The organism is Pseudomonas agronomica (assembly GCF_025917275.1).
Taxonomy (GTDB): Bacteria; Pseudomonadota; Gammaproteobacteria; order Pseudomonadales; family Pseudomonadaceae; genus Aquipseudomonas; species Aquipseudomonas agronomica.
In genome coordinates, this window is sequence record NZ_JAOSHO010000033.1 from 1 (window position 1) to 24,814 (window position 24,814).

Here is a 24,814-nt window from a genome sequence, read left to right on the forward strand (position 1 = left end):
CCTACGCGGTGTCAGGTATAAGCGCAGCGCCAATGAGGACCAACGATCATGTTTGCCGAAGTCCGTACTTTCCATGATCCCCAGCAGCACGCCGGTTCGATCCTGGGCTGGCAGCAGGTCTACGACCAACTGGGCCGTGGCTGCCTTTCCAGCGAATTGCGGCAGGTGTGCGCCGAGCGCTTCCAGATCTTCCAGGAGGTGCTGGACAAACGGGTAGTGCAACGCGGTAGCGCGCCGAAAGGGCGCTTGTGCATCGCCCTGTCACTGGGCAACGCGCCGGTGGTACAGGGCCAGCAAGTAGGTGCACACAGCGTCGTGCTGTTGCGCGATGGCGAGGATTTTGTGTTGCACGCCCCGGAAGGCACGCACTTCTTCGCGGCCAATGTCGACACGGTGCGTTTTGCCAAGCTGGCGGCCTATGAATTGCCGAACGAACAGCTCAAGCGTCTGAAGAGCGTTTCGCAAATCAGCGTTAATGAAGCGGTGCTGGCAAGGGTCCAGCAACAGATCCAACCGCTGTTTCGTCACCTTTTGGAACAAGCGGACGCGGTCAATCCCACCGTGGAAAAAATCCTCGAAGACGTGCTGCTCAATGCGTTCCTCGATCTGTTCAGCCACGCCTCGGACGAGGTGCGTGGGCGGCGCGGCAACGTTGCGGTCAATGCCTACCTGGTCAAGCGCTGCCAGGAAATGGTCATGGCCAGCACCGAAGTACCGTTGAGCATCCTGGACCTGTGCGAGCAACTGCGCGTGAGCCGCCGGACCCTGCAGAACAGCTTCCGGGCGGTCACCGGGATGCGGCCGGTGGAGTACCTGCGCAACCTGCGGCTCAATGCCGTGCGCCGACGTTTGATCAGCACCCGTGCGGCCGCACTGAATGTCAGCGAGATCGCCGTGGCGATGGGTTTTTTCCACCTGAGTCACTTTGCCGTCCATTACCGGGCACTGTTTGGCGAATCGCCTTCGGACACACCCCGGGCCCCGGCTTGATGGGCGCGGTGTTACCAAACCATCCCGCCCTGCACCCATAAAAGGCAGCCGCTGAGCTGTTTGGTAGCACACCGGGTGCGACCCAGCCGGTAGCGCGCCCGCCGTTCTCCTCGACAACTTCCTCAAAATCAATCCTTTGCACAGCAAGCGGTGCGGTTGGCATGCATTCTGCTTTTATGAATCCATGGATAATTGGATACAAAAATGCAGAAGGTGCTGCCATGCAGTTTGCTCCGACCTACGCTGAACGTCCGCCCGTCACCGCCGAGGAAGAGGCCTACAACTTCCTGCTCGAAGCCATTTGTGGCGGTCGCCTGCGCAAGGGTGACCGATTGATCGCCGAGGACATCGCCACCGAGATCGGCATGAGCCGCATGCCGGTGCGCGAGGCTTTCCGGCGCCTGGATGCCCAGGGCCTGGTGACCCTGCGGCCCAATCGAGGGGCTGTGGTCAGCGGCCTGGACATCGACGAACTGCACGAAGTCTTCGAAATGCGCAGTGCCCTCGAAGGCCTGGCGGTCCGCGTTGCCACGGCGAAAATCAGCGAACGCCAACTGGCCGCCCTGGAGCGCCTGCTGGACGAGATGGATGACTATCGGGAGGAAAGCGCCGAGTGGGTCAGCCGCCATCGCGCCTTTCATGAGTACCTGTGCAGCCTCAGCGGTCGCCCGCGCTTGCTGAAGCAGATCAGCGCGCTTTATTCGCTGATCGAAGCGCCGATGCGCCTGTGGTTGCAACATGTCGAAAAGCCCCTGAGCGCGCGCCAGGAACACATGCTGATCCTCGATGCCCTGCGTGCAGGCGATGCCGATAGGGCCGAGGTGGTGGTGCGCGCGCACATCGAAGGCACGGTTCCTGAATTGATCGAGTTCCTGCAATCGAAAAAATAACGAGAGCGGGGGAATTAGAACCCGCCCGTGTTTTGACTTTGAGTACTGCCCGTCATTAATGAACTGGAGTGTCTGGTCATGCATAAGCCTCGCCTGTTGGTCGCCGCTTTATCCTTGGGTTTCTGTGCGCAATGGGCGGTTGCCGCGCCCGTTGTCCCGGAGCGCTTGCTCAAGGTAGATAAACTCGTCTACTGCTCGGGCATGGATTCGCCGCCGCTGGTGTCCTTCGACGAGGCGCAGAAACCCAAGGGATTGACCGTGGACCTGGGGCTGGAAATCGCCAAGCGCCTAGGCAACAAGAAGGTCGAGTGGCGGGTCATTCCGTTTTCCGGACTGCTCCCGGCGCTGCTGGCCCAACAGTGCGACATGATCGTCGACCAGCTGTTCGACAAGCCCGAGCGCCGCGAGGTGATCGACATCGTCAACTACATGTATTCCAGCCAGGCGGTGGTGGTGCCCAAGGGCAATCCGAAGGGCCTCAAGACGCTCAAGGATCTCTCCGGCCACAAGGTCGCGGTGCTCAATGGTTCAACCATCAAGACCTTGCTCGACGCCGAGAACGAAAGCCTGGCCAAGGCCGGCAAGCCGCCGATGAAACTGGTGGTCTACAACACCGACACCGACGCCTTCCAGGCCCTGCGCATCAGCCAGGTCGACGCCTACGGCACCACCGTGGAAACCGCCGGTTACTACGCGGCGATGGCGCCCGAATTGTTCGAGGAAGGCGTGCCAGCCTTCAGCCGGATCCTCACCGGGCTGGGCATTCGCAAGGACGATCCGCAACTGACCGCCGCTGTGCAGCAAGTCGTCAGCGACATGCGCGGCGACGGCAGCTACAGCCAACTGCTCGGCAAATGGCATGTCGCCAGTGACACACTTGATTGAGGTAGACCCTTGATGAATTTCAATTGGGATGTGTTCTGGCAATACCTGCTGCAGCCCAGCGGCGTGTACCTCACCGGGCTCTGGCTGACCTGCGTGATCAGTGTGCTGGCGATGCTGCTGGGCTGCGTGTTGGGATTGGCCGCCGCGCTGCTGCGACTATCGAGGAACCCGTTGCTGCATCTGCCGGTGCGTTTTTACGTGTGGCTGATGCGCGGCACGCCGCTGCTGGTGCAGATCGTCTTCCTCTACACGGCGCTGGCCGCCGGCGGGATCTTCCGCTTCGAAGACATCGACCTGTTTGGCCTGGTGATCCCCGGCAATATCCAGGCGGCGATCATCGCCCTGGGCCTCAATGAAGGCGCGTACATGGCCGAGATCATCCGCGCCGGCATCGGTGCGGTGGACAAGGGCCAATACGAGGCCGGACGCTCCCTGGGCATGACCTTCGCCAAGCTGATGCGCCGCATCGTGTTGCCCCAGGCGTTCCGGGTCATCGTGCCGCCGCTGGGCAACGAGTTCAACGTGATGCTCAAGAACACCACGCTGGTCAGTGTGATCGGTGTGCAGGAATTGCTGCTCAGTACCCAGATGGTGACGTCGGCGACGTTCCGGGTGTTCGAGCTGTACCTGGTGGTGGCGATCTACTTCCTGTTGCTGACCACGTTGTGGGGCTTCTTCCAGCGCTGGCTGGAGGCCCGCTTCGGCCAGTCGGACCGGCCTTCGTCGCCACCGCCTGCGTCGACGCGGATGTTCGGTCGCGGCACCTTGAACCTGCTGAGGGCACGTTGATCATGGCGCACAAAAGCGAAGAACTGATCATCGAAGCGCTGGACGTACACAAATCTTTCGGTGAGTTGCAGATACTCAAGGGCATCTCCCTGCAAGTGCGGCGGGGTGAAGTGGTGGTGCTGATCGGCGCGTCGGGATCCGGCAAGACCACCTTCATCCGTTGCATCAATTTGCTGGAAGACATCCAGGGCGGACGCATCCGCGTCAACGGTCGCGCCATGGGCTATCGCGAGCGGGCCGACGGCAGCCTCGTGCGTGAGTCGGAGCGCAACATTGCGCGGCAGCGGCGCGACATCGGCATGGTGTTCCAGCGCTTCAACCTGTTCCCCCACATGACCGCCGTGGAAAACATCATCGAGGCGCCGATCCAGGTCCTCGGCGTGCCTCGCGCCGCCGCGTTGGAACAGGCTCGCGGGTTGCTGGAGCGGGTCGGGCTGGCGGACAAGGCCAACCACTACCCGTCGATGCTTTCCGGCGGCCAGCAGCAGCGGGTGGCGATTGCCCGGGCCCTGGCGATGAAGCCCCAGGCCATGCTGTTTGACGAACCCACCAGCGCCCTCGACCCGGAGACCGTCGGCGAGGTCTTGCAGGTGATGAAGGAACTGGCCGAGGAGGGCATGACCATGGTCGTGGTCACCCACGAAATGGGTTTTGCCCGTGAAGTGGCCGACCGCGTGGTGGTGCTCGACCAGGGTGAGCTGATCGAACAGGGGCCGCCGGAGCAGATTTTTTGCCATCCCACCCATCCGCGTACCCGGGCGTTTCTCAGCCGGGTGCTGTGACCTTTCCAGCGACTGAATCCCCGCATTGAAGAGCCTTTCGCCATGCTGACATTTTCTGCCCACGAATACCCTTATCCGTCGCAACGCCAGAGCGTGTTTGCCCGTCGCGGCATGGTCGCCGCGTCCCAGCCCCTGGCCGCCCAGGCGGGCATCGAGGTGATGCAAAAAGGCGGCAATGCCATCGACGCCGCCATCGCCACGGCTGCCGCGCTGACGGTGGTCGAGCCCACGGGCTGCGGCATTGGCGGTGACGCCTTCGCCCTGGTCTGGTGCAAGGGCCGGTTGCATGGTCTCAACGGCAACGGCCATGCGCCGGCCGCCTTGAGTATCGAGGCGGTCAGGTCGGCCGGCCATGAGCAAATGCCACTCTATGGCTGGACGCCGGTGACCGTCCCCGGCTGCCCGTCGGCCTGGGCCGAGTTGTCCCGGCGTTTCGGCAAGCTGCCCTTTGGCGAGTTGCTGCAACCGGCCATCAGCCTGGCGCGGGACGGCTTTGCCGTGTCGCCGGTGGTTGCCCATCAATGGCAGGTTGCGGTGAACGAGTTCACGCCCCATCGCGATGCCGTGTTGGACACTTGGTTCGAGACTTTCCTGATCGATGGCCGCGCGCCTCGGGCCGGGGAGATTTTTCGCAATCCGGCCCAGGCCCGAACCCTGCAGGAGCTGGCCGACACCCGTTGCGAGAGTCTCTATCGCGGCGCATTGGCCGAGCGCCTGGACGCCCATTCCTGGGCCAGCGGCGGTTACCTGCGGGCGACGGATCTCAAGGATTATCGCGCTCAGTGGGTTGACCCCATCCACGTCAATTACCGAGGCGTGGATGTCTGGGAAATCCCGCCGAGCGGGCAGGGCCTGGTGGCGTTGATGGCGTTGAATATCCTGGAGGGTTTCAACTTCGATCACCGCGACAGCCAACAGACCTGGCATCGCCAACTGGAGGCGATGAAGCTGGCCTACAGCGACGGCCTACACCACATCACTGATCCCCTGTACATGCGCGTGGCGGTCGCCGATCTGCTCAGCGCTGACTACAGCGCCCGCCGTCGCGGCCAGATCGGCGAGCAGGCCCAATCGCCCAAGCCCGGCGACCCCCACGCCAGCGGCACGGTGTACCTGGCGACTGCAGATGGGGAGGGCAACATGGTCTCGTTCATCCAGAGCAACTACCACGGGTTCGGCTCCGGCGTGGTGCTGCCCGACAGCGGCATTGCCCTGCAAAATCGCGGTCAGGAATTCAGCCTCGATTCGACCCACGCCAACTGCCTGGCGCCGGGCAAGAAGACCTTTCATACCATCATCCCGGGTTTCCTCACCCGAAATGGCGAGGCCCTCGGCCCGTTCGGTGTGATGGGCGGCTACATGCAGCCCCAGGGACATGTGCAGATGGTCATGAACCTGGTGGATTTCGGCCTGAACCCGCAAGCGGCCCTGGACGCGCCGCGCTGGCAATGGCTGGGCGGGATGAAGGTCGGGATCGAACAGGGGGCTCCCCGGGATTTGATCAACGCGTTGGCAAGACGTGGCCATGACGTCACGGTTGCCAGTGACCTGACGGACTATGGACGCGGCCAGATCATCCTGCGCGATCCCGTCAGCGGCGTGCTGTGCGGCGGGACTGAACCCCGGGCGGATTCACACATTGCGGTCTGGTGAGGAGGGGCATGCAGATCCACGGCTAGGCTATTCGATTCCGCCGCCGGCCTGCTCGATGACCAGTTCGGCCAGGATCGCGACGGGGTCGGCCAGGCTCTGTCGCGACCGGTGGATCAGGCCGATGTCGCGATGAAACGTGTGCGCCCCGAGGTCGAGTGCCCGCACGCCTTTGGGCCATGGTTGATGGGCGGATGTCTGCGGCACCAGGGCGACACCGACGCCTTTCTCGACGAGCTTGATGATCGCGTCCAGTTCATCCAGCTCGCACACTTCGCGCAGCGTGAAATGCATCTGCCGCAGGAAGCGATCGACTTGCCTGCCGCCGAAGGAAGAGCGGTCGTAGCGGATGAAGGGTTGGTCGGACAGCAGCGCCGACCAATCCTCGCCCGGCATCTTGCGCGGGACGATCAGCCGATAAGGCTCAAGCGCCAGCGTCGTCCAGCGCAGATCGCTTTGCAGCGAAAACGGCGGACGGATCATCACCGCCATGTCGATCTCGCCGGCGTCCACCAGGTTGATCAACTCGACCGAGAGGCCGGGCACGACACGCGTGCGGCATTGGGGGCATTGCTGGTGAAACCTGGCGAGGGCATCCGGCAGATAGGCGCGCTGGACAGAGGCGATCGCACCGATGTTCACCAACACGCTGGGTGGAAGCCCGGGCGTCGTGGAGCCGAGATTCTCGTAAAGGCGAAGCAGCTCCTGGGCTTGCAGGAGTATCTGCTGGCCCCGTTTGTTCAGGTGGGCCGAGCGTCCCTTGCGGTCGAACAGGTCGAAGCCCAGTTCGGCTTCCAGGCGCTGGATTTGCGCACTGACCGCCGCCTGGGTGAGGCCGATCTTGTGCCCGGCGGCGGCGAAGGTGCCTTCGCGCGCCACGGCGATGAGGGTCTTGAGTTCTTTGATCATTGATCAACATTAATTGTGTTTCTGAGAAATTTATATTGATTTTTTTGTTGAGCCTGCGCGCCTACGATGGGACGCACGCGCCGTTGCGTATCCCGATACACAAAAAATCCCTGGAGTCCCGATGAGCCTTTCACCTTTCCACCTTGCGATTCCGGTTTATGACCTCGCAGCAGCCCGCACTTTTTATGGTCACGTCTTTGGACTGGAGGAGGGCCGTTCCAGCGAGCAGTGGGTCGATTTCAATTTCTACGGGCATCAACTGGTGATTCACGAGCATCCCAAGACCGCGTCCCAGGAAAGCGTGCACAGCAACGCGGTGGACGGCCACGATGTGCCGGTGCCGCATTTTGGCGTGGTGTTGGGCTGGGCTGAATGGGAGGCGCTGGCCGAGCGGTTGAAGTCCTTCGGCACGCAATTCGTGATCGAACCCTACGTGCGCTTCAAGGGCCAGGTGGGCGAGCAGGCGACGATGTTCCTGTTCGATCCGTGCGGCAATGCGCTGGAGTTCAAGGCGTTCAAGGACATGAGCCAGTTATTCGCGAAATAACGGTTGGGCGTTAAAGCTGTGGGAGCAGGCTGAATGCAAGGCTCATGAACACTCACTATCCCTGTGGGAGCGAGCCTGCTCGCGAAAGCGGAAGATCAGTTTGCAGTGAGGTTGAATGTGCTGACGTCTTCGTCGGATCGCCGCCCGGAGCAAGCTCGCTCCCACAGGTTGGCGGTTCACTTGATAAACGATGAACCCGTAGCGAGGGAGCAAGCCTGCTTCCAGATAGGCCTCGTCGGATTACAACGATGCCCTGAGCACCAGTGGGCAATCCACGGGCCGCGTGCCCGAGACCTCGAGGGTCTCGATCAGGTGCCTGGCCGCCTGGCGACCAATCTCGTAGTACGGCAGTTGGACCGTAGTCAGTGGCGGCATGAACAATTCGGCGATGCCGATCATGTTGTCGTAGCCGAGCACAGCCACATCGTCGGGAATTTTCAGGCCACGGCCCAACAACAATTGGTAGGCGCAAAAGGCAATGCGGTCGTTGCCGCAGACCAGGATATCGAATTGCGGACGACCATCCACGATATGCCGTTCGAGAATCGCGGCGGTTTCACCATAGGCATCGTGGTCGGAAAGGTCGTATTGCAACAGCGCGCCTGGCGCCAGCCCGAATGCCTGGCAGGCGCGTTGCAAGCCCTGTTGGCGCAGGTTCCAGGCGACACTCTTCCTGGGCAGATTGATGCACAGCGGACGCCGATAGCCTTGGCTCAGCGCGTGATGCACGGCGCGATATTGTCCGGCTTCATCGTCCGGCACATAGCTGACCAGCTGGCTGTCATCGGCCAGGCAATTGGCGAGCACCAGGGGCTTGCTCTTGAGTCGCTCGGGAATGCTCACCTGGCGCAACCCCATGGCGCTGAAGATCAAGCCGTCGGGGCGGTGCGACAGCATCAAGTCGATGTTCTGGTCGGTGGGCGGGCTGCTCAGCAGGTTGAGGATAAAGACGTTCCAGCCAGCCTGCTGCGCGGTCTGTTCGATGGACAGCAGCAACTCGACGGCGAACGGCGTGGTCGCGGTGTCCAGTGCGAACACACCGATGGTGCGCGCCTGCAAGTTGTCGCCGCGCATCCGGCGCGCCGACAGGCTCGGTACGAACTGCAATTTATCAATGGCGCGACGTACCCGTTGAAGAGTTTCGGGGCTCAGTTTTTCCGGCGTGTTGAGCGCGCGCGAAACCGTCATCAGGGATACGCCGGCCAGCTGTGCAACGTCTTTCACGGAAGTCATGCGAAGTGTGGCCAGTCAGGTTGACGCGCAATCATGACACAGGCCCCTGGTTCCTCGCGACTCGAATGACCCGACTCACAGCCATCCCGACCCCAGCGGCCACGCCTTGGGAATGGCGACACGCCCACCCGTCCCGTTTGCCAATAGCTTCACCCCGAGGCTGTCGGGCCGTGGGTAGATGCGGCTGCTGAGGCTGAAGCGGCCGTTTTCCTCAAACACCTCAATGGACGAACGATCGAGGAACACCCGCAGGTGCAGTTGCGTTTCCACGGGCGCTATCGAGACGCTGCGCTGGCCGCTCACTTGCGCACCCGAGCGGTCGCGGTCTAGCACCAGGCGTCGCAGTGCCGCATCGTAATAGAGCAAGGTCTGTTCCTGCCCATCGGCACTGCAGCGCAAGGCGACGCCCAACTGGCCTTCGGTGCAGCCGAGCAGGTCCAGGTGCACATGGATTTCGAGCCTGTCGCCCGTCACTTGCGGCACCGAACAGTAGCCAGATTCGCCCCACGGCGCGACGTTCGGCAATGGCGCCTGACGCAACGCGACCAGTTCCCGCGCCGGGAACGTGCCAAGGCGATCGCCTTGCAGTTCCAGTTCGCGCGGCAAGCCGAGCATGCCGCACCAGTGATGGGCCTGGCTCGGCATCGGGCTTTCCCACATGTCCAGCCAGGCCCACACCAGACGCCGACCGTCGACGGTTTCCAATGTTTGCGCAGCATAGAAATCGTGACCGTTATCCAGCTCGATGAACGGCCCGCCGGAGAAGTGCCAGTCGCTGTCGAGGCGGCCAATGCGATAACCGGTCTGGTACTTGTTGAGCCGTTCGTAACCCGCCGGTTGCATGCCTTGCGGGGAGTACAACAGTACGTCGTGCCCGTCCAGGCGAAACAGGTCCGGGCATTCCCACATGTAGCCATCGCCGTCAGTGCCCCTGGACGCGTAGTCGAGCAATTCCCAGGCGCGCAGGTCGGTGGAGCGGTACAGCGGCAACAGCGGCGTATCGCCCAGGCGCGCCCCGACAATCAGGTACCAGTAGCCATCCGCGTGCCAGGCCTTGGGGTCGCGAAAGTGCATGATCGCCGCGTGCGGTGCGCGTTCGATGACGGCGCCATGCTTGACGAAACGGACGCCGTCGGAACTGGTGGCCAGGCACTGGACCTGGCGGATGAAGCGTTCGTCACCCACGTCACCCAACCAGGTATGCCCGGTGTATATCAGCGCCAGCGTGTCGCCACACACCACCGCACTTCCTGAAAAACAACCGTCGCGGTCGAAGTCATCGCCCGGCGCCAGGGCAATGGGCAGGTGCTGCCAATGAACCAGGTCGGTGCTCTTGGCGTGGCCCCAGTACATCGGGCCCCATTGGGCGTCGAAGGGATGGTGCTGGTAGAACACATGGTACTCGCCACGAAAGAACACCACCCCGTTAGGGTCATTCATCCAACCTGTTGGTGGGGCCAGGTGATAGTCGGGTCGATAGTCGTGGATCAGGCGCGGCAGGCCATCCTTCAGAGCCTGCTGGGCTATTTCGAGAGAAGCGGGTATTGGATTGCTCATGGTATTCAACGACAAGGTCATAGGGCGCCCGCATGGGCCGAGCGCGGAGCGAGGCCGTCGGGCAGGTTTTCGATGGCGCGGCGCTTCAACGCCGTGCCGTGCGCGTCGAAGACGTGGAGGTGGTCGATATCCAGTTGCAGCTCGACCCGATCGCCCACCCGCCATCCGGCGTTGACTTCGCAGCGACAGATCAGCGGTTCATCGGCGCCTGTTTCCAGGTGAACATAGGTTTCACTGCCCAGGTATTCGACCCCGGCCACGACGATTCCGGTGTTTCCCTGGGCCACTTCGAGCGACACGTGCTCCGGACGTATCCCCAGGCTCAACGGGCTGTTCGCCGCCAGGTGGGTGCTGTCGAAGGGGAGGCACGTCCCCCCCAACAACGGGCTGTCGATCAGGCTGGTTTCGCCAGGGCTATGCAGGCTCGCCGGCAGGAAGTTCATCTTGGGCGAGCCTAGGAAACCGGCGACAAAACGGCTGGCCGGATGTTCGTAGAGCTCCCGCGGCGAGCCGACCTGCTCGATGCGTCCACCGTTGAGCACGACAATCTTGTCGGCCAGGGTCATCGCTTCGACTTGATCGTGAGTCACGTAGATCATGGTCGAGCCCAGTCGGCCGTGCAGGCGGGCGATTTCGTTGCGCATCTGCACGCGCAAGGAGGCGTCCAGGTTGGACAGCGGCTCGTCGAACAGCAGGATGTCCGCCTCCCGCGCCATGGCCCGGCCCATCGCCACGCGCTGACGCTGGCCGCCTGACAGTTCCCTTGGCTTGCGTTGCAGCAGTTTGTCCAGTTGCAGGATTTGCGCGGTTTTCAGCACTCGGTCGCGCAGGCTGGTCTTCTCGGTCTTGGCCAGCTTGAGGCCGAAACTGATGTTGTCGTAGACGCTCATGTGCGGGTACAGCGCATAGGACTGGAACACCATGCCGACGCCACGCTCGCGGGGCTCCAGGTCGTTGACCCGGCGTCCGTCGATCAGCAGGTCGCCGCCACAGATCGAGTCCAGCCCGGCGATCAGCCGCAGCAGCGTGGACTTTCCGCAGCCCGACGGGCCGACGAAGACTACGAATTCGCCTGCCGGGATTTCCAGGCTGACGTCACGAAGAATGCGTGCGCCGCCCAATTGTTTGTTCACGTTATCCAGCTTCAACTTGATCACGATGCTGTTCCTTTGTTGTCTGTGTTGGGCCTCAACCCTTTAACGCACCGGCAGTGAGGCCGGAAACAATGCGGCGCTGGAAAATCAGCACCAGAATCACCAAGGGCACCGTGACCAGCACCGACGCCGCCATCAGCAAGCCCCAGGGCAACTCATGGGGACTGCCGCCGGAGATCAGCGCGATGGCGACCGGGACCGTGCGTTGCGAGTCGGTGAGGGTGAAGGTCAGGGCGAAGAGGAACTCGTTCCATGCGGCAATGAAGGCCAAGAGGCCCGTGGTGACCAGCGCCGGCCGGAGCAGCGGCAACAGCACGCGGGTCAACGTGACCCAGGGTGACGCACCGTCCATGATCGCGGCTTCTTCCAGCTCATGAGGCAGTTGGCCCATGAACGTTGTCAGCACCCAGACGGTGAAGGGCAGGGTGAAAATCGTGTAGCTCAGGATCAATGCCCAGGACGTGTTGTATAGGCCCAGGGCACGGATCACTTCGAACAATCCCGACAGCACCGCGACTTGGGGAAACATCGAGACACCGAGCACCATCATCAACACCGGGCCACGCCCGCGAAACTTCACCCGGCCCAAGGCATAGGCGGCGGTCAGGCTGAGGAACAGCGCCAGGGTGACCACGCACAGCGAAACCACCAGCGAATTGCCGATGGCCCGCAGGAACGAGGCCTGGTTGAGCACGGCGACATAGTTGGAGAAGTCAGGGTTATCGATCCAGTAGCTCACTTGGAACAGGGCACTGGAAGGCTTCAGCGACGTCACGATGGCGTAGTAGAACGGAAAGACTGCATACACCAGCAAGATGCCGATCAGGCACCAGAAGCCGAGGCGCAACAGGGCTTTTTTCAACAGGCGCGGGCTCATGAACGCACCTCCAGCTGACGGCGTCCGAGGTACAGATAAGCCATGGCGATCACTGCCACGACGAGGAACAGCAAGGTCGAGGCGGCGCTGCCGTAACCGACGTCCTGGAATTCCACCAGGTGTTGGCGGGCATAGACCGACATGCTCATGGTGCTCGATGAGTTCGAGGTCAATACATAGATGACGTCAAACACCCGCAAGGAGTCGAGGATGCGGAAGATCGCTGCCACCAACAATGCAGGCATCAGCAGCGGTAGGGTGACTCGCCAGAACACCTTGACCGGGTGAATGCCATCGACCCTGGCGGCTTCGTAGCAGTCGCTGGGCAGCATCTGCAAGGCCGCCAGCATCAGCAGCGTGACGAACGGCACGGTCTTCCAGACATCGACAATGATCACCGCCCACATCGACAGGTCCGCGTCGGCTGTCCAGGCAAGGGGAGCATCGATCAGGCCGAGGCCCAGCATCAGGTGGTTGATGATGCCGAACTGGTCGTTGAGCATCCATGACCAGATTTTCGCCGAGACGATGGTCGGGATCGCCCAGGGAATCAGAATCAACGCCCGCACCAGGGCGCGACCGGTGAACTTGACGTTCAGCAGCAGCGCCACCAGCAGCCCGAGGACGATTTCCAGCCCCACCGACACCACGGTGAAATGCAAGGTGTTGCGCACCGCATTCCACCACTGTGGATCGACCAGGATGCCTGACCAGCCGGCACTGCTGTGAAACAGGTAGTTGCTCATGCCGACAAAGGTCGCGTCGCCGGTGTCGGCCAGGCTGGCGTCGGTGAGGCTGAACCAGAACGTGCGCAGCAACGGCCAGGCCGCCACCAGCGCCAGGCACAGCAACATCGGGGTCAGGAACAGCCAGGCGGCGCGAACGCGGCGGCGTTGTACCGGTGTTTCCCGGGTGAGCAATTGCTCGCCATCGTCGTGGGCGAGAGTCGTGGAGACAGACATGGTGATTTCCTTCCTTGGGGCTTACCAGCTCCGGCGTTTGATCCGCGTGAGTTCGCTTTCCAACTCGGCCAGCGCCTGGTCCACCGGCCGCTCGTCCGCGAGCACGCCATGCACTTGATCGAAGAATGCATTGGACACCCGTGGATAGCGGTCGGCCGTGATCGAGGCGGGGCGCATGACCCCGTCGTTGAGAATGCTGTGAAGTTGTTCGTAATAAGGCATGGCGGCGAGTAACTCAGGGTCCTGGTAGAGCGACTCGATCACGGGATTGTAGGCACCCACCAGGGCGCGGTGTTTCTGCTGTTGGGCGCTGCTCAGGTAGCTCACCAGTTCGGCGGCGAGCTTGGGATTGGCGCTGTAGCGCGACACCGCCAGGCCCCAGCCACCGAGGGTGGACGCGTGGCTGCCCGTGGCGCCGCCGCGGGGCAGGGGAGCGACGCCGACCTTGTCTTTGACGGCACTGTCCGGGCTTTGCACCAGGGCCCAGACATAAGGCCAATTGCGCATGAACAGTGCATTGCCGGACTGGAAGACGCCGCGTCCTTCTTCTTCGGTGTAATTGAGCACGCCACGCGGGGCGATGTCGCCCACCCAGCTTTTCGCCAGGGTCAACGCCGCCCTCGAGGCCTGACTGTTCACCACGATGTCGCCTTGCGCGTTGACCAGCCCGCCTTGCGGTTGGCTGCTGATCCATTCCAGCGCATTGCACGTCAGGCCTTCATAGGCGCGCCCCTGGAAAACGTAACCCCATGCGTTAGCGTTCCCGGCATCACGCTCGGCCTGCTGGACGGCCCTGGCGGTGATCGTCATTTCTTCCCAGGTCTGGGGCACGGGCTTGTTGTACTTATCGAGCAAGTCCTTGCGGTAATACAGCAGCCCCGAGTCGGTGAACCACGGCATCGTTACCAGGCGTCCGTTCACCGTGGCGTTGTCCACCTGGGCCTGGAAATAACCTTGGGTGGCGTTGGCCGGCAGCACTTCGCGCAGGTCCATCAAGTGCTTGGCCAACATGCCCGGCCACACCATATCGATCTGGATGATGTCGATGTCGCTGGATTGCGCACTGAGGATCTGTTGATAGAACGACAACCGCTCGGTCGCCGAGTTAGGCGTGGAAACCACTTCGACGCTGTTGCCGGTCTGTTTCGACCATGCCTCGACAGCCTCCTTGCACAATTGCAATTCCGCACCCACGGCACCGCAGGAAATCGTCAGGTTGGCAGCCATCGACAGGGATGGAAACCCGAGGCAAAGGCCGAGCAGCGCCGTCGGAACGAGCGATTTGAGCTGTTTCATAAAGCCCTCTTTATTTTTGTTTTTGGAAAAGTTAACGTTAACATCGCCAAATGTAGCAGTGTATTAGCAACGAGGCATCCTTTTTTTCCTCAGGATCGATAACTCCGGACCTTGGGGGAAAGACCGGCTGCGGCAACAGAACAATAAAAACAAGACAGGGAAATTCACATGCAGAAAGCATCAAGCTGGCTACTCGCAGGCGCGCTCGGCGCCTCGGCAGCTACCGCTCAGGCCGCCACTCTGGAAGAGCGCATGGCGGCGTTTGAAGCCCGTGCCAGCGCAGCGGAAAAACGCGCCGCCGCCGCCGAACAGCAAACCCAGGCACTCGCCAGGGAACTGCAGCAAATCAAACTCGCCACGCCAGCGGTGGCTACCGCCGCTGCGACACCGACGGTCGATGCGCGCCTGGCAAAACTTGAAGCCCGCGAGCAAAGCACGGAAAAGCAGGGCAGTGGCGCACACCTCACGGACGGCTTCAGCTTCAAGGGCTACGCCCGCGCAGGCTTGCTGATCAACGATGGCTTGGGCGGTGGTCGTGGCGGTCCATACACCACGCCGGCCGGTTCTGTCGGTGGCGCCGTCGGGCGACTCGGAAACGAGGACGACACCTACATGCGCATCGACCTGTCGAAAGAGCTGTACGCGCAGAACGGCACCCGTTCCAAATTCACAGTGTCCATTGCCGATGGCGTGGAAAGCTCCAATGACTGGACTGCCGAGGAAAGCAACCTGAACGTGCGCCAGGTGTTCACCGAACTCGATCACCTCGCGGCTTTCAAGGGCAACGCGATGTTCGAAAATTCGACCCTGTGGGCAGGCAAGCGCTTCGACAGGGACAATTTCGACATCCACTGGCTGGACTCCGATGTGGTCTATCTGGCGGGTACCGGCGGCGGTATCTACGACGTGCAGATGAACAAGAACTGGCGCTCGAACTACTCATTGATCGGTCGCAACTACGGGGACTTCAGCGAGGGCGGCGTCAATGCCGATGTGGAAAGCTACATCCTGACCTCCAATCAGTTTTTCGACGGTGGGCAGTGGCAGTGGATGTTCAATGCCATCGGCTCGAAGAAAAACGACTTCGGCACCCGCGTCAACGAAGCAGGGCTGGCGCCAGCCGACTCTGGCTTGCACAGCATGGTCGCCAATCACCAGAAAACCTTTTTCGGCCGCGAAGGCTTCTTCAAGACGGCGCTGCTCTATGGCCAGGGATTGGGGGCCGAGGTCAAGAACGTTGGCGCCGATGGCGAACTGATCGACGACGCCCGTGCCCTGCGCGTGGCGTTGTACGGCGAAACGCCCCTGGCCTCCGACTGGCGCATCGGCCCGAGCCTGCTGGCTGAGCAAAGCAAGGACCGCTACGTCAAGGGGGATGACTACCGCTGGATGACGCTCAACGTGCGGTTGGCCAATGCGATCAACAGCAATTTCGAAATGGCCTACGAGATGAGCTGGCAAACCATGAAGCTCGACCCCAAGGGCTACCTGCAACGCAATGCAGTCGACGGCAACTTCTGGAAGTTCACGATCGCCCCGACCTTCAAGCCCGACCTGGGCGATCTACTCACGCGTCCTGAGCTGCGTCTGTTCGCCAGCGTCATGAATTGGTCGTCGGACCTGGACAGGTACAGCGCCACGGATTCCTTTGGCAAGACGGACTTCAACGCTGGCGGTGTGTGGCAGTACGGTATCCAGATGGAAACCTGGTTCTGATGCCCGCCAGTTGAAACCTGTGGGAGCGAGCTTGCTCGCGATAGCGGTGGATCAGCCTGCAATGATGTTGGGTGTGCCGACGCCTTCGTCGGATCGCCGCCCGGAGCAAGCTCGCTCCCACAGTTTTACCGAGTTGCTCACAGACCTTGCGTACGCCACACCCCTTGTGGGAGCGAGCCTGCTCGCGAAGGCGCCGGCTGACCCAACATCATTGCAAACTGATCCACCGCTTTCGCGAGCAGGCTCGCTCCCACAGGGGCTTTGCTTGACTGATGGGTATTACCGCGCATGCCAACCCAACTGGCTTGAGATCTGCTGGGTGGCATGCATCAGTTGCCTGACGTAGTCCTGCTTCAATTCTTCCCTGAAGCGAAAGCACGGGAATGAAACGCTCATCCCGCCGATCACATGGCCGAAACGGTCGCGGATCGGTGCCGCCAGGCAGCGCATGTTGTCTTCGAACTCCTCGTGGTCCTCGGCATAGCCTTGCTGGCGGACGATTTCCAATTCCTGCAGATACGCCTCGACGCTGGTCAAGGTGTTGGCCGTGCGGCGCTCGAAGCTTTCCTGCGCCAGGTGCGTCAGCAACTCATCCTCTTCCAGCCAGGCCATCAGCACCTTGCCGATGCCGGTGCAGTACAACGGCGCCCGCCGGCCGATTCGCGAGTACATGCGCAGGTTGTATTTGGAGTCGATCTTGTGCACGTAAACGATGCTGCCCTCGTCGAGAATCCCCAGGTGGACGGTCTCGCCCGTCAGCTCGTTGATCCGCCGCATGCCCGGCTCCGCTTCCCGGACGATGTCCAGGTGGGGCAGGGCCTGGGCGCCCAATTCGAACAGGCGCACGCTCAGGCGATAACGATCCTCGGCGTCCTGCACCACATACCCACGGGCCTTTAGCGACTGCAAGAAGCGATAAACCGTGGCCTTCGACATGTCCAGTTTGGTGGCGATTTCCGATACGCCGCTTTCTTCCGGGTGCTCGGCCAGTGCTTCGAGCACGGCCATGGTCCGGCCCACCGCCGACACCAGATCGTTATTGGGAATGACGCTGTTGTCCATGAAGGCTCCAACGTGAAAGTAAAACCCAAGGATATACGCAAGAAGAACAAAACGCTGTTTCATTTTTGCTTGACGACACAGGAAATCTGACTAGACTCGGGCCTTGAGACAGAAATGAAACGCCGTTTTAAAAACAAAAAAGGCGCGTAATGATGGAATTGACGCTTAATCATTGCCTAACTGCACGCCCGATCAAGGTCGCGCTGGTCGGGGAATGCATGATCGAGATGCGCGGCGAGCCGGGTGCCGCGATCACCCAGACGTTCGGTGGCGATACGCTCAACACCGCGGTCTATCTGGCGCGATTGAACCCGCGTGGCGCAATCGCCGTGGACTACGTGACGGCGGTGGGCAGCGACGCGTTCAGCGCTGCGATGCGCCGGTCGTGGCTGGACGAAGGTATCGGCGACGCGCATGTGCGTGTAATCGAAGATGCACTGCCTGGGCTGTACTTCATCCAGACCGATCCGCACGGCGAGCGGCGTTTCCTCTATTGGCGCGGGGAAGCGGCGGCGCGGCGCATGTTCGAAGGCCCTGAGGCCGAAGCCATGCTCGATGCGCTGGCCGATTACGACTATGTCTACCTGAGCGGCATCAGCCTGGCGATCCTCTTGCCGCAAGGGCGTGAACGTTTGATCCAGGCCTTGCATCGGGCTCGCCGTGCGGGCACCCGCGTCGCCTTCGACAATAACTACCGTCCCCACCTCTGGCCCGATTCTGAAACCGCCCGGCAGGCGTACCGCGAACTGTTGCCCTTGACCGACCTGGCGCTGGTCACCTGGGAAGATGACGCGTTGCTGTTCGGCTACCGCGACACGGATGCCTTGTTCAAAGCCTATGCCGAGGCAGGTGTACGCGAAGTTGCCCTCAAGCGTGGCGCCGCCAGTTGCCTGATCCAGTGCCCGACGGGGCGTCTTGAAGTACCCGCGCAAACCGTCGCCCATGTCGTCGACACCACCGCTGCCGGCGATTCGTTCAGCGCCGCTTACCTGGCCAGCCGCCTGCGCGGCGGCGATCCCGAGCAGGCCGCCCGCTGGGGCCATTGCCTGGCTGCCCAGGTCGTCCAGCACCGGGGCGCGCTGATTCCCCAGACGGCCATGCCGAACATGGGCGCGTCCTCACTTCCTTCTGTCGCACAGGCCTGACTTTATGAAAATCGTTGAAGCTCGCGTCATCGTTACCTGTCCTGGCCGCAACCTGGTCACCTTGAAAATCGTCACCGATGAAGGCCTCTATGGTATCGGCGATGCAACCTTGAATGGCCGTGAGCTGGCGGTTGTCGCTTACCTGGAGGAGCACGTCCTGCCCGCGCTGATCGGCCGTGATGCCCACCGCATCGAGGATATCTGGCAGTACCTGTATCGCGGTGCGTACTGGCGCCGGGGGCCGGTGACCATGACCGCCATCGCCGCCGTCGACGTGGCGCTGTGGGATATCAAGGCCAAGGCCGCGAACATGCCGTTGTACCAGTTGCTCGGCGGCAGGAGCCGTGAGCGGGTGATGGTCTATGGGCATGCCACCGGCAAGGACATCGAAGGCTGCCTGGACGAAGTCGCCCGCCACGTCGAGCTCGGCTACAAAGCCGTGCGCGTGCAATGCGGCGTGCCCGGCATCGCCACCACCTACGGGGTCGCCAAGCGCAGCGGTGAACGCTATGAGCCGGCCGACAGCGACCTGCCCGCCGAACACGTCTGGGACACCGCCAAATACCTCAACTACGTGCCCAAGCTGTTCGCCGCCGTGCGCGAACGTTTTGGCGACGACTTGCACATCCTCCACGACGTGCACCATCGCCTGACGCCGATCGAAGCCGGGCGCCTGGGCAAGGCCGTGGAACCGTACAACCTGTTCTGGCTGGAAGACTGCACGCCGGCGGAGAACCAGCAGAGCTTTCGCCTGATCCGCCAGCAGACCACCACACCGCTGGCCGTTGGCGAGGTGTTCAACTCGATCCATGACTGCCGCGAATTGATCCAGGAACAGCTGATCGACTACATCCGCACGACGCTGGTGCATGCCGGCGGGATTACCCACGTGCGCCGTATTGCCGATTTCGCCGCGCTGTTCCAGGTGCGCACGGGCTTTCACGGCGCCACCGACCTGTCCCCGGTGTGCATGGGCGCGGCGCTGCATTTCGATACCTGGGTGCCCAACTTCGGCATCCAGGAACACATGCCTCACGAAGACCGCATCGATGAAGTCTTCCCCCATGCCTATCGCTTCGAGGACGGCCACTTCACGCCGGGCGAAACACCGGGGCATGGCGTCGACATCGATGAAGATCTCGCCCGCCAGTACCCCTACAAGCGCGCCAGCCTGCCGGTCAACCGTCTTGAAGACGGCACGCTCTGGCATTGGTGAAACGGTTTTAACCCTTTGAGGAAGCGGGGCGAACGTCCCGCCAGGAGTGACCCGATGAAAGCGTTCCAGGTAAGAGCACCCTTCGAATTCGGGCTGGCCCAGGTCGACCGACCCGAGGTTGCCCCGGATGAGGTCCAGGTCGATGTGGCTTACGCCGGCATCTGTGGCTCGGACATGCACATCATTCATGGGCAGAACGCATTCGTGCGTTTCCCCCGTGTCACCGGCCATGAATTTTCCGGGGTGATCCGGCAAGTGGGCGAGGGTGTCGAGCACCTGCAGCCGGGCGACCGGGTGTGCATCGATCCGGTGATCAGTTGCGGCACCTGTTATCCCTGCCGCATTGGCCGGCCCAATGTCTGCACGCGGCTGCAAGTGATCGGCGTGCACCGCGACGGGGGCTTCAGCGAGCAGGTTTGCGTACCGGCCGAGAACGCCCACCGCTTGCCCGACTCGATGTCCCTCAGTCATGGCGCCCTGGTCGAGCCTTATTCCATTGCCCTGAATGTGCTCGATCGCATGCAGCCGCAGCCGGGCGACAGTGTGTTGATCTATGGCGCCGGGGTGATCGGCCTGACCCTCGTGCAGATGGCCCGGGCGCTGGGATTGACCGACATCACCGTCACCGATGTCATCGACAGCCGCCTGGAGACCGCGAGGGCGCTGGGCGCCAGTCGGACCCTCAACGGCCAGGAAGTCGATGTCGAAGCAGTCATGCGCGAACTGACTGACGGCGAAGGTGTGCCGTTGATCGTCGATGCCGCCTGCATACCGGCATTGATGCCGCAGATGGTGCGCCTGGCCTCGCCGGCCGGGCGCATCGGGTTGCTGGGTTTCAATGCGACGCCCAGCGACCTGGTGCAGTTGGAAATGATCAAGAAGGAACTGACCCTGGTGGGTTCGCGGCTCAACAACCGCAAGTTCCCCCGGGTGATCGAGTTGATTGCCAGCGGCAAGTTGCAGGTCCAGGACCTGATCAGTCATCGCGTCACCTTCGACGACATGCCCGGCGCCATCGACCTGATCGAAAAACATCCCGAGCAAACCCGAAAAGTGCTGGTGGAGCTGACGAACGCCCATCACTGAGCCGTCTGTACCACCGTTCCATCGTGCCCGTCATGGGCACCCTCACCGAATAAACACAACAAGCGGGAGGTTCCACCATGTTTGGTCAAGGACGTAGCTTAATCATCATCATGCTGTTCCTGGCCGGGGTCATCAATTACCTCGACCGGTCGGCATTGTCTGTGGCGGCGCCTTTCATCCAGAAGGACTACGGTCTGAGTACGGGTGAGATGGGCATGATCTTCAGCAGTTTCTTCGTCGGCTATGCGGCCTTCAACTTCATCGGTGGCTGGGCCGCCGACCGTTACGGCGCCAAGACCACGTTGTTGCTGGCGATGGTCTTGTGGTCGTTGTTCAGCGGCCTCACCGTGCTGACGGTGGGCTTTGCTTCGCTGGTGCTCATCCGTATCCTGTTCGGCATGGGCGAAGGACCGCTGAGCGTCACCACCAGCAAGATGGTCAACAACTGGTACACCCCCAAGCGCAGGGCGCGGGCCATTGGTGCGTCGATGTCCGGCACGCCGCTGGGCGGGGCGATTTCCGGGCCGGTGGTGGGCTTTATCGCCGTCACCTACGGCTGGAAGATGTCGTTCATCATCATCATGGTGATCGGCCTGATCTGGGCCGCCGTGTGGTTCAAGTTCGTCAAGGAACGGCCCGAAGGCGAGGGCGCCGAGGACATTCTCCGCGCCGAGGGGCAAAGCGAGCTCGCGGCGCAACCGGTGTTCCCGCTGCGCTACTACCTCAAGCAGCCGACGGTGCTGTTCACCTCCCTGGCGTTCTTTTCCTATAACTACACGCTGTTCTTTTTCCTGACCTGGTTTCCCAGCTACCTGACCATGGCCCACGGCTTGAACGTCAAGGACATGAGCATCGCCACGGTCATTCCCTGGGTCCTGGGGTTCCTCGGCCTGGCCCTGGGTGGCTTCATCTCCGACTTCGTGTTCAAGAAGACCGGGCGGATGATGTTCTCGCGCAAAGTGGTGCTGGTGACCTGCCTGCTGGCCTGCGCCGCGTGCATCGCCTGTGCCGGGATGGTCAGGACCCTGTATCCAGCGGTAATTCTCGTCGCGCTGGCGGTGTTCTTCCTCTACCTGACCGGTGCGATCTACTGGGCGATCATCCAGGACACCGTCCCGGCGGCGCGGGTGGGTGGCGTCAGTGGCTTCATGCATTTTCTGGCTAACACGTCGGGCATTGTCGGCCCGACCTTGACGGGTTTCCTGGTGCAGTTCACCGGTTCGTTCACCAGTGCCTTCCTGCTGGCAGGGCTGCTGACCGTGATCGGTGCCGTGTGCGTGGCGCGCTACGTGAAACCGCTGTCCTTGGCGGACACCGGCCAGTCGGCGGCACAAAGCCCGCAACCCGCCTCGGCCCTGGGCCATCCCTGAACAGAAGGAGTGAATCGATGCCCGTAGTGAACCGCGTACCTTGCACCGGTAGCGCAACGCAGATCGGTATCGTGCACCTGGGCCTGGGCGCGTTTAATCGCGCCCACCAGGCGGTCTATCTGCAACGCCATCTCAATCGCCATGGCACAAGCGACTGGGGTTTGTGCAGCGCCAACCTGCGCTCCAATCACACCTTGGTCGAGCAATTGCGCGAGCAGGATGGCCGCTACCACGTGGCCGAGTACCGCGATCGCGAGCAATTGACGCTCCGAGAAATCGGGGTGCTGCGCGAGGCCTTGTATGCGGGCGAGGGCGGTCATGAACTGGAGCAATTGCTTGAGCGCATGGCCGCGCCGCAAACCCGGATCGTCACGCTCACCGTCACCGAAAAAGGCTATTGCCTGAGCCCTTCTTCCGGGCAGTTGCGCCGCGATGATCCGACGATTGCCCATGACATCGCCCACCCACAAACGCCACGCTCGGCGCCGGGAATCGTCCTTGAAGCCCTGCGCCGACGTCGCGCCGCAGGCACCCCGGCATTCACCGTGTTGTGCTGTGACAACATGCCCGACAACGGCCAGCGCACCCGCCAGGCCGTGAGTGCCCTGGCGGCGTTGCAAGATCCGGGGCTTGCGCAGTGGGTCGAGCAGCAGGTGGCGTTTCCCAGTTGCATGGTCGATCGCATCGTGCCGGCCATGGATGAGGAGTCGTTCCGCCGGTTGGAACAGTTGGATTGCCACGACCGCGCCGCAGTGGTCAGCGAAAGCTTCAGTCAATGGGTGGTCGAGGATCACTTTCCCCTCGGCCGCCCGGACTGGGAAATGGAAGGCGTGCAGATGGTCGACGATGTGCGTCCGTTTGAGACGATGAAGCTGCGCATGCTCAATGGCAGCCATTCGCTGCTGGCCTACGTGGGTTTGCTGGCGGGTCATGAATTAGTCTTCGAAGCCGTCAACGATGGGCGGCTGGCGCGCCTCATCGAGCGCTACATGGCCGAGGAAGCGGTGCCCACTTTGCACATGCCGGCCGGGATTGATCTCATGAAATATGCTGTAGATCTTCAGGCGCGTTTTGCCAACGACAGCCTGCAACACCGCTTGCGCCAGATCGCCATGGACGGCTCGCAGAAACTGCCGCAACGCTGGTTGCTCGGCGCGCAGCAATTACTCGACCAGGGACGCGGCATCGACTGCACCGCGCTGGGCATCGCCGCCTGGATTCACTATTGCACCCAGCCATTGCCCGGGCGTCCGGCGCATGGGGTCGACGACCCGTTGAACGCCACCTTCGCCGATCTTGCCGGACGCTTCGACGGCGCATCGCGGGTGGACGCGTTTCTCGACCTGGACGAGATATTCCCGCCGGCATTGTCGGCACGCCCGGCCTTTCGCGATGCCGTGCACCGCGCCTACAGCGCCCTGGCCCGCGACGGCGTGGATGACCTTTTGCAGACCGTTGCCACACCCAACTGACAGACAAGGAGAACAACATGGAACAGACATGGCGTTGGTTTGGCCCCAAAGACCCGATTTCCCTGGCGGACGTTCGCCAGACCGGTGCGACCGGCATCGTCACCGCGCTGCATGAGATTCCCAATGGCCAGGTGTGGCCGGTGGAAGCCATCGCGGCGCGTAAAGCGATGATCGAAGCGGCCGGCCTGAGCTGGTCGGTGGTGGAAAGCATTCCGGTGCATGAAGACATCAAGCGCGGTTGCGGGCGGCGCGACGAGTACATCGCCAACTACCAGCAAAGCGTGCGCAACCTGGCAAGCTGCGGCATCGATATCGTCTGCTACAACTTCATGCCGGTGCTGGATTGGACCCGCACCGACTTGTTTCATGAGCTGGAGGACGGCGGCTGGGCGCTGCGTTTCGACCAGACCGCGTTTGCCGCCTTCGACCTGTTCATTCTCCAGCGCCCCGGTGCCCAGGCCGAATACAGCGCCGAGGATATGCAGCAGGCCAAGGCCTATGTCGAGCAACTGACGCCGGTCGCGCGCGAAACCTTGGTCAACACCTTGATCGCAGGTTTGCCCGGCGCCGAGGAGCACTACAGCCTGGATAATTTCCGCGACTTGCTGGGGACCTACGCTGACATCGACGAGGGCAAGTTGCGTGAACACCTGGGATATTTCTTGCGCGCGGTGATCCCGGTGGCGGAGGAGGTGGGCGTGCGCATGGCGATCCATCCGGACGACCCGCCCCGGGCACTGCTCGGCTTGCCGCGTATCCTGTCTACCGCGAGTGACGCCCAATGGCTGCTCGATGCCGCGCCGAGCCCGGCCAATGGCCTGACGTTCTGTACCGGCTCCTATGGCGTGCGCGAAGACAACGACCTGGTGGCGATGGCCAAGCAGTTTGCGCCGTTCATCTATTTCACCCACCTGCGCTCGACCCGCCGGGAGGCCGACCCGCGCAGTTTCCATGAGGCTCATCATCTGGACGGTGACGTGGACATGGTCGGGGTCATCAGCGCCTTGGTGGCTGAAGAGCGCCGGCGCGAACGCGAAGGCGGCCCGCGGCTGCCGCTGCGTCCGGACCACGGGCATCAACTGCTCGACGACCAGCAGCGCAAGAGCAATCCCGGTTACTCGCTGATCGGCCGTCTCAAGGGCCTGGCGGAAATTCGCGGGGTGGAACTGGCTGTGCGTCAGCAACTGAGCCAGACGACACACTAATCCCGTGGCGAGGGAGCAAGC

22 protein-coding genes are annotated in these 24,814 nt (G+C 62.2%); 14 read left to right on the forward strand and 8 right to left on the reverse strand.

All coding sequences use genetic code 11. The features are described from left to right. Positions 1–48 precede the first annotated feature (48 nt). From OC610_RS05115 to OC610_RS05140, 6 genes are all read left to right on the forward strand, one after another. Entirely contained in the window at positions 49–990 is a 942-nt protein-coding gene (locus OC610_RS05115; RefSeq protein ID WP_264426839.1) for a helix-turn-helix domain-containing protein, read from the forward strand. A 221-nt stretch (positions 991–1,211) separates the two neighbouring features. Further along, positions 1,212–1,880, forward strand: a complete 669-nt coding sequence (locus OC610_RS05120) for a GntR family transcriptional regulator (RefSeq protein WP_264426840.1) — start codon at positions 1,212–1,214, stop codon at positions 1,878–1,880. Between the two features lie 78 nt (positions 1,881–1,958). Then, entirely contained in the window at positions 1,959–2,765 is an 807-nt protein-coding gene (locus tag OC610_RS05125; RefSeq protein ID WP_264426841.1) for an ABC transporter substrate-binding protein, read from the forward strand. Positions 2,766–2,777: 12 nt separating this feature from the next. Further along, complete coding sequence (locus tag OC610_RS05130) at positions 2,778–3,554, forward strand: amino acid ABC transporter permease (RefSeq protein ID WP_264426842.1); 777 nt, start codon at positions 2,778–2,780, stop codon at positions 3,552–3,554. 2 nt (positions 3,555–3,556) lie between these two features. Continuing rightward, positions 3,557–4,336 carry an amino acid ABC transporter ATP-binding protein gene (locus OC610_RS05135; protein WP_264426844.1) on the forward strand — a complete coding sequence of 260 codons (780 nt, stop codon included), beginning with the start codon at positions 3,557–3,559 and terminating at the stop codon, positions 4,334–4,336. Between the two features lie 42 nt (positions 4,337–4,378). Beyond that, positions 4,379–5,989, forward strand: coding sequence for a gamma-glutamyltransferase family protein (locus OC610_RS05140; RefSeq protein WP_264426845.1), 1,611 nt, complete (start codon positions 4,379–4,381; stop codon positions 5,987–5,989). A gap of 27 nt (positions 5,990–6,016) precedes the next feature. Here the strand turns inward: OC610_RS05140 and OC610_RS05145 are convergent, their stop codons facing one another. After that, positions 6,017–6,895, reverse strand: a complete 879-nt coding sequence (locus tag OC610_RS05145; RefSeq protein WP_264426846.1) for a LysR substrate-binding domain-containing protein — start codon at positions 6,893–6,895, stop codon at positions 6,017–6,019. A gap of 121 nt (positions 6,896–7,016) precedes the next feature. Here OC610_RS05145 and OC610_RS05150 point away from each other — a divergent pair, with 121 nt between their 5' ends. After that, positions 7,017–7,442 carry a VOC family protein gene (locus tag OC610_RS05150; RefSeq protein ID WP_264426847.1) on the forward strand — a complete coding sequence of 142 codons (426 nt, stop codon included), beginning with the start codon at positions 7,017–7,019 and terminating at the stop codon, positions 7,440–7,442. A gap of 240 nt (positions 7,443–7,682) precedes the next feature. Here the strand turns inward: OC610_RS05150 and OC610_RS05155 are convergent, their stop codons facing one another. The 6 genes from OC610_RS05155 to OC610_RS05180 form a co-directional block, all read right to left on the reverse strand. Continuing rightward, the gene (locus OC610_RS05155; RefSeq protein ID WP_264426848.1) at positions 7,683–8,675 is read right to left on the reverse strand and encodes a LacI family DNA-binding transcriptional regulator; all 993 of its coding nucleotides are present in this window, start codon (positions 8,673–8,675) and stop codon (positions 7,683–7,685) included. 75 nt (positions 8,676–8,750) lie between these two features. Next, positions 8,751–10,253, reverse strand: a complete 1,503-nt coding sequence (locus tag OC610_RS05160; RefSeq protein ID WP_264426849.1) for a glycoside hydrolase family 32 protein — start codon at positions 10,251–10,253, stop codon at positions 8,751–8,753. Then, positions 10,250–11,389: an ABC transporter ATP-binding protein gene (locus OC610_RS05165; protein ID WP_264426850.1), complete on the reverse strand. Its 1,140-nt coding sequence runs from the start codon at positions 11,387–11,389 to the stop codon at positions 10,250–10,252. Before OC610_RS05165 ends, OC610_RS05160 begins: the two co-directional genes overlap by 4 nt. 31 nt (positions 11,390–11,420) lie before the next feature. Beyond that, positions 11,421–12,263: a carbohydrate ABC transporter permease gene (locus OC610_RS05170; protein ID WP_264426851.1), complete on the reverse strand. Its 843-nt coding sequence runs from the start codon at positions 12,261–12,263 to the stop codon at positions 11,421–11,423. Beyond that, positions 12,260–13,225, reverse strand: a complete 966-nt coding sequence (locus OC610_RS05175) for a carbohydrate ABC transporter permease (RefSeq protein ID WP_264426853.1) — start codon at positions 13,223–13,225, stop codon at positions 12,260–12,262. The genes OC610_RS05170 and OC610_RS05175 overlap by 4 nt, the downstream gene beginning before the upstream one ends. Before the next feature lie 21 nt (positions 13,226–13,246). After that, positions 13,247–14,521: an ABC transporter substrate-binding protein gene (locus tag OC610_RS05180; protein ID WP_264426854.1), complete on the reverse strand. Its 1,275-nt coding sequence runs from the start codon at positions 14,519–14,521 to the stop codon at positions 13,247–13,249. 168 nt (positions 14,522–14,689) lie between these two features. Here OC610_RS05180 and OC610_RS05185 point away from each other — a divergent pair, with 168 nt between their 5' ends. Next, entirely contained in the window at positions 14,690–16,237 is a 1,548-nt protein-coding gene (locus OC610_RS05185; protein ID WP_264426855.1) for a carbohydrate porin, read from the forward strand. A gap of 279 nt (positions 16,238–16,516) precedes the next feature. Here OC610_RS05185 and kdgR read toward each other — a convergent pair whose 3' ends face one another. Next, positions 16,517–17,299: a DNA-binding transcriptional regulator KdgR gene (gene kdgR, locus OC610_RS05190; protein WP_264426857.1), complete on the reverse strand. Its 783-nt coding sequence runs from the start codon at positions 17,297–17,299 to the stop codon at positions 16,517–16,519. 152 nt (positions 17,300–17,451) lie between these two features. Here kdgR and OC610_RS05195 point away from each other — a divergent pair, with 152 nt between their 5' ends. From OC610_RS05195 to uxuA, 6 genes are all read left to right on the forward strand, one after another. Continuing rightward, positions 17,452–18,444, forward strand: a complete 993-nt coding sequence (locus tag OC610_RS05195) for a sugar kinase (RefSeq protein ID WP_264426859.1) — start codon at positions 17,452–17,454, stop codon at positions 18,442–18,444. A gap of 4 nt (positions 18,445–18,448) precedes the next feature. Then, the gene (gene manD / locus OC610_RS05200; RefSeq protein WP_264426861.1) at positions 18,449–19,660 is read left to right on the forward strand and encodes a D-mannonate dehydratase ManD; all 1,212 of its coding nucleotides are present in this window, start codon (positions 18,449–18,451) and stop codon (positions 19,658–19,660) included. Positions 19,661–19,714: 54 nt separating this feature from the next. Then, complete coding sequence (locus OC610_RS05205) at positions 19,715–20,746, forward strand: Zn-dependent oxidoreductase (protein ID WP_264426862.1); 1,032 nt, start codon at positions 19,715–19,717, stop codon at positions 20,744–20,746. Positions 20,747–20,823: 77 nt separating this feature from the next. Beyond that, positions 20,824–22,116, forward strand: coding sequence for an MFS transporter (locus OC610_RS05210; RefSeq protein ID WP_264426863.1), 1,293 nt, complete (start codon positions 20,824–20,826; stop codon positions 22,114–22,116). 17 nt (positions 22,117–22,133) lie between these two features. Next, entirely contained in the window at positions 22,134–23,588 is a 1,455-nt protein-coding gene (locus OC610_RS05215; protein ID WP_264426865.1) for a mannitol dehydrogenase family protein, read from the forward strand. A 17-nt stretch (positions 23,589–23,605) separates the two neighbouring features. Beyond that, complete coding sequence (gene uxuA, locus OC610_RS05220) at positions 23,606–24,793, forward strand: mannonate dehydratase (protein ID WP_264426867.1); 1,188 nt, start codon at positions 23,606–23,608, stop codon at positions 24,791–24,793. Positions 24,794–24,814: the final 21 nt, after the last annotated feature.